We start from the raw sequence: 10,114 nt of genomic DNA on the forward strand, positions 1-10,114 counted from the left end.
CGCAGGGCGCGACGCGTCAGCAGGCCTCTGGCGGTCAGCGTCGCGACGCCGCCGGCGCGTACGACAAGGGTTCGCACCAGCGTCACGATCAGAGCGCCGGCCACACCCGGTCGGCCCAGCCGGCCGGCAACCCGCGCACCCAGGGCCGCCGCGCCTCGTCGACGGGCAGCGGCAAGCTGATGGTCGGCTCCGTCGTCCGCCCGAACGGCACGAACCGCCGCAGCGGTCGCTGACCTCCCGGCATCCCTTCACGAAACGCCCCGGCGCACTTCTGTGCGGCGGGGCGTTTCGCGTCTCCATCCCTGTCCCTCCGCCATCCGTGACGGCGGAGCCGCGACGGAGTGAGGAGTCAGGCGGGGGCCTCGGCGGCCAGGGCTGCGACGGCGCGCGCGAGCTCCTCGCCCGTGGGGAGGGACTCGGGGCTGACGAGCCACATCAGACCCAGGCTCTGGACGAGCGCGAAGTCGAGCTTGGCGATCGCGCTCAGGTCGGCTTCGCCGATGTCGGGGCGGGCCGCGCGCAGCACCTCGACGATGCCGAGGTGCGCCTGGTCGGTGGCATCCGTCAACGTCTGGCTGGGGCCGTCGCCACGCGTCATCCGCACGGAATTCTCCAGGCTCGCGAGCAGCGCCTCGCGATTCGCCGCGAAGATCTCGGGCATGCGGTCGAAGAGCGCCGCGAATCCGGTGAGCAGGGGGAGTGACGCGGTCTCCTCGACGATCGCCTCCATCGCGTCGCCGATCCCGCTGCCGAGCGATTCGGTCAGAGCGGCGCTGATCAACTCGTCCTTCGACCCGAAGTGGTATCCGATCGCGGCGAGGCTCACCCCTGCCGCCGCGGCGATGTCGCGCGCTGTCGCCTTGGCGACGCCGCGTTCCATGATCACCTGTCGTGCTCCGGCCAGCAGGTCTTCACGATTGCCCATGCGGCCATCCTATCGACGTGTCTAAGACGCACGTGCTAGACAAGCGTCCAATACGTGTGTTAGACATATGTCTCACACAAACGTCTGACTGATGGGATGCCTCATGAACGACTTCGATCGCGCGCCACACGTCCTGGTCTCCGGCGCGGGGATCGCGGGCCTCGCTCTCGCCCTGCAACTCGTCCGCGCCGGCATCCGTGCCACCGTGGTCGAGCGTGCGGACGCGCCCCGCGCCGGCGGTCAGGCCGTCGACCTCCGCGGTGCGAGCCGCGAGGTCGCCGAACGAATGCGGCTCATGCCCGGCATCGATGCGTTGCGCGTGCACGAGCAGGGCATGTCGTACGTGGACGGGCAGGGGCGGGTCTTCGGCCGAATGTCGATGGCCGACTTCGACGGCGAGGGTGCGGTGGCCGAGATCGAGATCGCCCGCGGCGATCTCGCCCAGGTGCTGCTCGATGCGCTGCATGCGGCGGCCGACACGCGACCCGGGCTGCTGGACCTGCGATTCGGCGACAGGCTCACCGCACTCGCGCAGGACGCCACCGGCGTCGACGTCGAGTTCGAGCACGCCCGGCCGGCACGGTTCGACGTCGTCGTCGGCGCGGACGGCGTGCACTCCGCGACGCGCAGGCTGGCGTTCGGCCCCGAGAAGCGGTTCGCCACCTACCTGGGCGGGTACGCCGCCTTCTTCACGATGCCGACGCCCGCCGATCTCGAGGAGGGCTGGTTCGCACTGCGGTTCGTGCCCGGTGCGACGTTCGGCATCCGGCCCGACCTGGACCCGTCGACCTCCAAAGCCATCCTCACTCTGCGCATGGACCGCGACCCGTCCCTGCGCGGCGACCGGGCGGCACAGGAGGCGCTGATCCGCGAGCGTATCGCCGGCGCCGGATGGCACGCCCCGAGCGTACTGGCGGCGCTGAGCGAGGCATCCGATCTGTACTTCGACGAGCTCGTGCGCATCGACGTGCCGGACGTCGCGAACGGTCGGGTGGTGCTGCTCGGCGACGCCGCATCGTGCGGGTCCCCGATGACCGGTCAGGGCACGGCGACCGCGCTCATCGGTGCCTACCTGCTGGCGGCGCGCCTGGCCTCGTCGCCGGGCGACACCATGGGGTCGCTGCGCCGCTACTCGGCCGACATCGCGCCGTTCGCTGCCCAGGGCAAGGAGATCCCGGGAGGCGGAATCAAGCGCATGGTGCCCGCCAACCGCCTCGAGGCGGCCGTATCGCGCGCGCTCACCGGCCTGATGTTCTCGCGGGCGACGCTGCCGCTCGTGCGGCGGATGTTCGCGGGCGGCACCTCCCTGCCGCTGCCCGAAGTGGCCCCGCTGACGGTGGCCTGACGCGCCGACGAGACGAAGGCGGGTCAGACGCGGCGGCCGAGGATGAGGTCGGCGGCGACCTCGCCGATCACGATCGCGGGCGCGTTCGTGTGGCCGCGGATCACGGCGGGCATCACCGAGGCGTCCGCCACCCGGAGGCCCGTGACCCCGCGGACGCGGAGCTCGGGGTCGACGACGGAGGCGGCATCCGTTCCCATCCGGGCCGTGCCGACGGGGTGGTAGAGCGTGTGCGAGTACCGGCGCAGCGACACCTCGGCCCGCTCCACAGGCGTCATGCGGTCGCCGCCCTCGGGCTGCACCCACCTCAGCGGCTCTGCGCCGCCACCTGTCGTGATCGCGCGCAGCGCGTCGGTGTCGATGAGTCGCTCGCACTCCGCGAGCCCGGCGAGCATCGTCGCCGTGTCGACGCCCTCAGGGTCGGACAGGTACGCGGGGTCGATGAGCGGCGGCGCGGCCGGGTCGGCCGAGGCGAGCCGGATCGTCCCGCGGCTGCGCGGGCGCAGCAGGATCGCGCCGACGGTGAGCCCGTGCGCCGGTGTGGGGATCAGCCCCTCGCCCACGTACGGCACCGGGGCGAAGATGATCTCGATGTCGGGGAGCCCCTCGGGCGCGCCCGCGCGGTCGGCGACCTCCGTGCGCACGAAGCCGTAGGCCTCGGCGACGTTGGAGGTCAGCATCCCCCTCCGCGTCGCCAGGTATCTGACGAGCTCGGCCGGCTTGTCGGCGTCGTACAGCGTGCCGCCCTGCGCGGCGGGCGCGAGTCCGGCGACCAGGTGGTCCTGCAGGTTGGCGCCCACGCCGGGGGCGTCGACGACGACGTCGATGCCGTGCTCGGCGAGGTGCTCGGCCGGGCCGACGCCGCTGAGCATGAGCAGCTGCGGCGTGTTGACGGCGCCGCCCGAGAGGACGACCTCGCGGCGCGCGCGCACGTGGCGGGTGATGCCGTCGATGTCGACATACACCCCGGTCGCACGCGGCAGGCCGGCACCGGACCCGTCGCCGGCGGGAGCGTCGAAGGTCACGCGCCGGACGTGCGCATCGGTGACGATCCGGAGGTTCGAGCGCCGCTTCGCGGGGCGCAGGTAGACGTCGGCGGTCGAGGCGCGCGCGCCGCGGCTCTCGCTCACCATCGTCTGCGAGAAGCCCTGGCCCGTCGGCAGGTTGGGCGCGGTGACCGGATGCCCCGCCTCCTGCACCGCTGCCAGGAACGCCGCCGTGTGGGCACGGGGATCCCGCTGGTGCTCGACGGGCTGGGGCCCGTGGGTGCCCTGGGAGCCGTCGGCGGGGTCCGAGGTGCGCTCGACGCGCTGGAAGTAGGGGACGAGTGCGTCCCACGACCACGTCGGCCCGGCGGCATCCGCCCACTCGTCGTAGTCGGCGGCGAAGCCCCGCACCCACATCATCGCGTTGAGCGACGACGACCCGCCCAGCGTCTTGCCGCGCGGCCAGTACACCGTGCGACCTTCGAGCTGTGACTGGGGAACGGTGTCGTAGTTCCAGTCGTACGGGCCGCGGAAGAGCTTCGAGAACGCGGCCGGCACATGCAGCTCGATCGCCTTGTCGGGTCCGCCGGCCTCGAGGAGCAGCACCGAGACGGCGGGGTCTTCGCTCAGTCGCGCGGCCACGGCCGCACCCGACGATCCCGCGCCGACGACGACGTAGTCCGCCTCCAGCCCGTCGGCGCCGAAGCCGGCGCTGCGGTCGGCCTGCCGCCTCCGCCTCACGCCTGCATCGCCTTGGTGAGCGTCTTGACCAGCCCGGGCACCTTGCCGTCGACGAGGTAGCGGGTCAGCCCGGCGCTCACCTCGGCACCGGTGCGGGAGCTCACGAACCACGGGGGCGTCGGCAGGATGGTGGCCTTCGACAGGCCGCGGCGCCGGATCGTGTCGCCCACCGACCGCGGGAACGGGCGGAACGGCCCGCGCGCCACCGACCGCTCGACGCGGTCGAGCAGCAGCGCGTTGTGCACGACCCCGATGCCGCTCGACACGTCCGCGAGCGTCGCCCCGGGGAAGCCGCCCCAGGTCAGGCGGGCGGTGAGGAAGTTGAAGGCGGTCCAGGTGTTGATCGCGATGTCGCCGTAGCGGAGGTCGGCGATCGCGCGCTCGAAGCCGGCGCCGAGCGCCTCCTCGGTGGCGGGATCGATGAGCACGTTCGCGCCGAGGGTGCCGGTCAGCTTGTCGTTGGCGTGCGCCACCGCCGCGTCCAGGAACTCCTGGCCGGTGCCGCCGACCTCGACCACACCCAGGATGGGGGCGAAGTACTCGACGGTCTCGACGGGGTCGCCGCCGTCGGCGCCGCGAACCTCGACGATCGCGCGGGTGCGGTCGGCGCACCAGATCGCGTCGGGATAGGCGGATGCCGCAGCCTCGAGCCGCTCGTCGCTGCGGGGGTACCAGACCGGCCGCTCGGGGGCGGCCGCGTAGGCCGTGTGCAGCTCGCGCAGGAACTCTGCGCGCTGCGGCCAATCGGAGCTGACGATCACGACCTGGCCGGCGATGCAGTTGTGCCCGGCGTTCACCAGCCGCATCGTCGCCACGTGCTCGGCCTGGTACTTCAGGTCGGCGGCAGACCAGCGACCGGGCACCACGATGATCGGAGAGACGCCGCCGAGCTCGGCCGTGATCGGCACCTTGAGCTTCGGCTCCCGCTCGGTCGCTGCCTGGTCTCCCTCACCGGTCGCTGAGCCTGTCGCAGCACCCCACACGATGGCGTCGAACGTGGCTGCCGAGCCGGTGATGTGCACGTGGGCGATGCGCGGGTGCGATGTGAGGTACCCGCCGGTCGCGGAGCCCCCGCGCACGATGCGCACGAAGCCGGGCTCGATGAGCGGCGCCAGTGCGCGCTCGAACACGGGCACCATCGCGTCCTGCGTCGGATTGACCTTGAGGAGCGTGACGCGGTTGTGGGCGAAGAGCTCGTACAGCACGTCGGCGACCGGGATCGAGGTGACATTGCCGGCGCCGAGTACCAGCCCGACACCGCCCGGCTCGGTAGGCGTCAGCTGGGCGAGGCCGGCGTCGCGACGTGCCTGGTCGGCGGTGACACCGGGCTCGAACCAGACCTCGCCCGTGAAGCCCGAGAGCAGGAACTTCTCGGTGCCGTTCAGCGGGAACGTGTGCGCGCGCAGGCGACCGCCTGGTGCCTCGTCGATCGTCACGCCGTCGAGCGGGCTCCGGCCCCTCGCGAGGGCCTCGAGGGTCTCGCGCAGCGCATCGAGCAGTCCGATGACGGCGTAGGGTCCGCCGAGCCATTCCTCCCCGGAGAGCGGATGCCCGGGCTCGAGGCCCTTCGACATCGTCGCGGCGTCGGCCCACTCCTGGGCGACCGCGCCCACGGCGTCGCGCACCCGGCCGAGCAGTCGTGCCCGCTGGTCGAGCGTGAGCGCTATCCACACGCGCGCGCCCTCGTCGAGCCGGGTGATCGCCTCGTCGAGCGCCGCCCGCTCGTCGTCGGGGAGTCCAGGGTCGGAGGCTCCGGCGCCGGCCGGGGGACGCTTGGCCGCGGTCTTCCGAGGCTTCGCGGGAGTGGTCGAGGACGTGGGGGACATGGGTTCTCCTTCGAACTCGCGCCGCGGGACTCGCGCGCGGTGAGTCCGTCAGGGGGATCCTACGTCACGCCGTGAGCACCGAGGCACGCAGTGTCACGGCGCCTGCGACCCGGTCTCGTGGTGTTCGATGTCGGCCCGACGGAGCGGGTACCGCGCGAGCGTCAGGAGGCTCAGTCCGATGAGCACGGCGGGGGCGAGGCTGAAGCTGACGACGATGCCGGTGATGGCGGCATCCGGCTGCTCCACCACCTGCCCGCCCGTCGACGAGATGTAGCCGGTCAGGGCGAGGATCAGCGCCAGCGTGGTCGCGCCGAGCGCGAAGCCGACCGTCTCGCCCGCCGTCCACACGCCGCTGAACGACCCGGCTCGGCCGCCACCGCCCGCCACGGCATCCGGCACGGTGCGCTCGTCGTGCGAGATCACGTCGGGCAGCATCGCCATGGGCAGCGACTGCATGCCCGCGTACGCGATGCCCGCGATGCCGACGGGCACGTAGATCCAGTCGCCGGGCGCCCACAGCATGCCGAGGATCGACAGCGCGGCGACCGCGAAGACGATGCTCGCGATCGTGAACGTGCGCTCCTTGCCGAGGCGCCGCGCGACGACGCCCCAGGCCGGCGCGGCCAGCAGCGCCGGGGCGATCAGGGCCACGAACAGCAGCTCGACCGCCGCCTGCGAGTGCAGCACCCAGGTCGCGACGTACTGGGCGCCGGCCAGCATGAGCCCGGTCGCGAGCGCCTGCAGCACGAACGTCGACAGCAGCATGCGGAAAGGCCGGCTGCGGCGGAGAGCACGGATGCCCGACGCGTAGTGCTCGCGGATCCCCGTGGCGGCGGCGCCCGGGTGCCCCTCCTGCGGTGTGACGTCAGGTGAGGTCTCGCCGGGTGCCACAGTGGTGCGCCGTGCGACGCCGGTGGCCACCAGCATCCCGATCCCGATCACGAGACCGCAGACGACCCCCATCACGAGGTACTGGACGAACGGGTCGTCCGAGACGCGGCGGAGTGCCGGCCCGCCCGCACCGAACAGCAGGATCGCGAACGTCAGCACCACGACGCGCCAGGTGAGCAGGCGTGTGCGCTCGTCGTAGCTCGGCGTCAGTTCGGCGGGAAGCGCGATGTAGGGCACCTGGAACAGGCTGAACGCCGTCGCCGTGAAGGTGAAGGCGAGCAGCACCCAGATGCCCGCGACCACGGGTCCGAGCGACGGCGGCACCGCGAAGGTCAGTGCGAACAGCAGCGGCAGCGCGAGGGCGCCGATCAGCATCAGCCGTCGCCGGCTGCCGTGACGCGCGAGGTCGCGGTCGGTGAGAGCGCCGATGACGGGGTCGATGACGACGTCCCACACCTTCGCGACCGTGATGACCGCGCCGGCGGCGAGCGCGGCGACTCCGAGGGAGTCGGTCAGGTAGTACGTCAGCACCAGGCCGGGCAGCGTCGAGAAGCCGCCGGTGCCGAGCGATCCGGTCGCGTAGCGCGCGATGGTTCCGCGCGTCAGCCGCGCAGGGGAGACGGATCGCATCGATGCGCTCTCACGCCCGCTGCTCGATCCGACGGCCGCGCTGTCTTCGGGCGCAGGCGGAGCCTCGTTGCTCATCGCGCCAGTGTAGGTCAGGGGCTGGGACTCGGAATCCACCCTGTGGATCGCCGTCGGCCGGGCCCCTGCGCTCCGCCTCAGGACTCGGCGCGGACGGCGGCCTCGACCGCCCGCAGACCGGCGAGTGTCTCGGCGAACGACGTCGACAGGGGAGACAGGCCGATGCGCAGCCCGCCGGGGTCGCGGTAGTCGGGGATGACGTCCTGGGCCCACAGTCGCGCGGTGACCGCCCGCATCGCGGGGTGCGACAGCGTCACGTGGCCGCCGCGTGCGGCGGGGTCGCGCGGCGAGGCGATCACGACCCCGAGCGGGGCCAGCAGCTCGTCGGCCACGCGCACGGCGAACTCCGTCACGGCGATCGACTTGGAGCGGATCTCCGCGATGCCGACGTCCTCGATGAGGGCGAGGGTGTCCTGCATGGCGAGCATCCCGACGATCGGCGGTGTGCCCGACAGGAATCGCCGCATCCCCTCCGCCGGCCGGTATTCCGGGCCCATCGCGAAGACGTCGGCGGTGCCCATCCAGCCCTGGATGGGCTGGGCGAGCCGGTCCTGCAGACGTGTCGCGACGTAGGCGAAGGCGGGCGAGCCGGGCCCGCCGTTGAGGTACTTGTACGTGCAGCCGACCGCGAGGTCGAAGTCCCATGCGTCGGCCTCGACGGGCACCGAGCCGGCCGAATGGCAGAGGTCCCACACGACGAGCGCGCCGGCGTCGTGGGCGATGCGGGTGAGGGCTGCGGCATCCGCGAGGAACCCGGACCGGTAGGCCACGTGCGAGAGCAGCACGACCGCCGTCTCCGGCCCTACGGCCGCACGAAGCGCCTCCGCCGAGACGCCGCCCGCGAGGTCCACGTCGATCCAGCGGACGCGTCCACCGCGCTCGGCCGCGATGCCGTCGACGAGATACCGGTCGGTGGGGAAGTTGTCGCGGTCGACGACGATCTCCATGCGGGCCAGGTCGGCAGCGGCCGCGGCGTCGAACGCCGCTCGCACGAGCTTGTAGAGGAGCACCGTCGTCGAGTCGCCGATAACGGTCTGCCCCGGCGCTGCGCCGATCGCGGCACGGCCGACGGCGTCGCCGATGTCGAAGGGCAGCTGCATCCAGGACTCGTCCCAGCCGCGGATGAGGCGCCCGCCCCATTCGTCGCGTGCGAACGCCGTCAGTCGCTCGACGCTCGCCCGCAGCGGACGGCCGAGGGAATTGCCGTCGAAGTAGACGAGTGAGGTCTCGGCCCCGACGAACGCCTCGCGGTGCGTGCGCAGGGGATCCGCCGCGTCGAGGGCCGCGGCTTCGGCTTCGAGCGGGGAGGTCGTGATCCCGGCCGTGTCAGTGGTCGTCATGGATGAGCTCCTCGGTGGGGACGACGGTCGCGTCGCGCAGCCAGTCGGCGATCTCGTCGAGCCCCGCCGGCGGGGGACCGGGCACGAACGTGCACACCCCCGGCGGCGGATCGGTGAACGGCCACGGATCGGCCATCGCCGCGATGAGCGCCGCGCCGCGGATGCCTGCCCGGTCGAGCGCCGCGACCTCGTCGGGGTTCACCCCGACCCGCTGATCGCCGTTGCCGAGGTCGGTGCCGTACAGCACGCGGCCGCCTGCCGCGGCGAACCCGGCGAGGTTCACGCGGGCGAACTCGGCCGCCTCCGGATCCTCACCGTGGATCGCGAGCGTCGAGATCCACACCTGTCCCGCCTTCACGGCGTGGGCCGTGAACGCACGCCCGACGAAGCCGGTGAACGGAGTGTGGGCGAGGACGGCGACGCCCGCGTCGAGCGCGAGCTGCGGCATCCCCTCTCCCTCCGCGTGCGCGACGACCGGCAGGCCGCGCTCGCGCGCGACCTCGACGATCGCCGTCAGCGTGCCGCGGTCGAGCACGGGTCCTGCGACGCTGTTGAGCGATGCCTTGATGACGGATGCCCCGAACGACGCCTGCTCGTCGACCGCCGTCGCCGCGCCGCCGGGCACCCCGGGGTGCGTCGACGGGTCCGCGATCTCTCGGGCGATCTCGGGCGGCGCCCACGCCCGGCCGACCGGGTAGCCGCCGACGGTCGTGAGGAAGGCGCCGGCGTACGCCACGCGCGGGATGCCGTGGTCGTCGCGGCGGGCGAGCGCGACAGGGTCGCCGCCCAGGTCGACGACGCCCGCGATGCCACCGGCGGCGAGCGCGCGCTCGTCGACGAGATGCAGGTGCGCGTGGTGGTCGGTGAACGGCGGCAGCGACACGCCTTGCTCGCCGGTGATCGCACGGTGGCAGAGGGCCGCGTCGGGGCCGAGCAGGTCCCGCAGCGCCTCCGGGTCGTTGGCCATCACAGCTCCGTCCGCACCGCGTACAGCTCGGGGAAGAACGTCAGATCGAGCGCGCGCTGCAGGAACGGCACTCCGCTGGAGCCCCCTGTGCCGGTCTTGAACCCGATGATGCGCTCGACGGTCTTGAGGTGGCGGAAGCGCCAGAGCTGGAAGTTGTCCTCCAGATCCACGAGCTCTTCGCACGTCTCGTACGCGGCCCAGTGCGTCTGCGGATCGCGGTAGATCTCGGTGAAGACCGGCACCAGTTCGGGAGAGTAGGTCCACGCCTTCGTCACATCGCGCTCGAGCACCGCCGCGGGGATGGGGTAGCCCGAACGAGCCAGCAGCCGGAGGAACTCGTCGTACAGGCTCGGCGCCTCGAGGGTCGCCTCGATGAGCGCGTGCGCGGCGG

At 72.6% G+C, this 10,114-nt stretch carries 8 protein-coding genes and 1 pseudogene; 2 read left to right on the top strand and 7 right to left on the bottom strand.

The annotated features are described in order from the left end of the window. Positions 1 to 233 (top strand): annotated as a pseudogene (locus VIP82_RS14330) (DEAD/DEAH box helicase); the annotation flags it as partial. A 116-nt stretch (positions 234 to 349) separates the two neighbouring features. On the opposite strand, the gene VIP82_RS14335 reads toward VIP82_RS14330, so the two are convergent. Further along, positions 350 to 925 carry a TetR family transcriptional regulator gene (locus VIP82_RS14335; RefSeq protein WP_331909752.1) on the bottom strand — a complete coding sequence of 192 codons (576 nt, stop codon included), beginning with the start codon at positions 923 to 925 and terminating at the stop codon, positions 350 to 352. Positions 926 to 1,028: 103 nt separating this feature from the next. Between VIP82_RS14335 and VIP82_RS14340 the strand changes: the two genes are divergently transcribed. After that, complete coding sequence (locus VIP82_RS14340; protein ID WP_331909754.1) at positions 1,029 to 2,270, top strand: FAD-dependent monooxygenase; 1,242 nt, start codon at positions 1,029 to 1,031, stop codon at positions 2,268 to 2,270. A gap of 23 nt (positions 2,271 to 2,293) precedes the next feature. On the opposite strand, the gene VIP82_RS14345 is transcribed toward VIP82_RS14340, so the two are convergent. From VIP82_RS14345 to VIP82_RS14370, 6 genes are all read right to left on the bottom strand, one after another. Beyond that, positions 2,294 to 3,994, bottom strand: a complete 1,701-nt coding sequence (locus VIP82_RS14345; protein ID WP_331909756.1) for a GMC family oxidoreductase — start codon at positions 3,992 to 3,994, stop codon at positions 2,294 to 2,296. Continuing rightward, positions 3,991 to 5,820, bottom strand: coding sequence for an aldehyde dehydrogenase family protein (locus VIP82_RS14350; protein WP_331909758.1), 1,830 nt, complete (start codon positions 5,818 to 5,820; stop codon positions 3,991 to 3,993). Before VIP82_RS14350 ends, VIP82_RS14345 begins: the two co-directional genes overlap by 4 nt. 93 nt (positions 5,821 to 5,913) lie before the next feature. Further along, positions 5,914 to 7,416 (bottom strand): MFS transporter, encoded by a 1,503-nt coding sequence (locus VIP82_RS14355; protein ID WP_331909760.1) that lies wholly within the window; start codon positions 7,414 to 7,416, stop codon positions 5,914 to 5,916. Positions 7,417 to 7,493: 77 nt separating this feature from the next. Continuing rightward, complete coding sequence (locus VIP82_RS14360) at positions 7,494 to 8,756, bottom strand: kynureninase (RefSeq protein ID WP_331909762.1); 1,263 nt, start codon at positions 8,754 to 8,756, stop codon at positions 7,494 to 7,496. Continuing rightward, entirely contained in the window at positions 8,743 to 9,723 is a 981-nt protein-coding gene (locus VIP82_RS14365) for a hypothetical protein (RefSeq protein WP_331909764.1), read from the bottom strand. Before VIP82_RS14365 ends, VIP82_RS14360 begins: the two co-directional genes overlap by 14 nt. Beyond that, on the bottom strand, positions 9,723 to 10,114 hold a 392-nt coding region (locus VIP82_RS14370), incomplete at its 5' end, for a tryptophan 2,3-dioxygenase (RefSeq protein ID WP_331909766.1). The genes VIP82_RS14365 and VIP82_RS14370, both read right to left, overlap by 1 nt.

Source organism: Microbacterium sp. (assembly GCF_036566905.1).
Classification (GTDB): Bacteria; Actinomycetota; Actinomycetes; order Actinomycetales; family Microbacteriaceae; genus Microbacterium.

Bases quoted from the DNA above. Each gene is read 5' to 3' on its own strand.
- VIP82_RS14335 (WP_331909752.1), bottom strand. From the start codon at position 925: ATGGGCAATCGTGAAGACCTGCTGGCCGGAGCACGACAGGTGATCATG.
- VIP82_RS14340 (WP_331909754.1), top strand. From the start codon at position 1,029: ATGAACGACTTCGATCGCGCGCCACACGTCCTGGTCTCCGGCGCGGGG.
- VIP82_RS14350 (WP_331909758.1), bottom strand. From the start codon at position 5,820: ATGTCCCCCACGTCCTCGACCACTCCCGCGAAGCCTCGGAAGACCGCG.
- VIP82_RS14355 (WP_331909760.1), bottom strand. From the start codon at position 7,416: ATGAGCAACGAGGCTCCGCCTGCGCCCGAAGACAGCGCGGCCGTCGGA.
- VIP82_RS14360 (WP_331909762.1), bottom strand. From the start codon at position 8,756: ATGACGACCACTGACACGGCCGGGATCACGACCTCCCCGCTCGAAGCC.
- VIP82_RS14365 (WP_331909764.1), bottom strand. From the start codon at position 9,723: ATGGCCAACGACCCGGAGGCGCTGCGGGACCTGCTCGGCCCCGACGCG.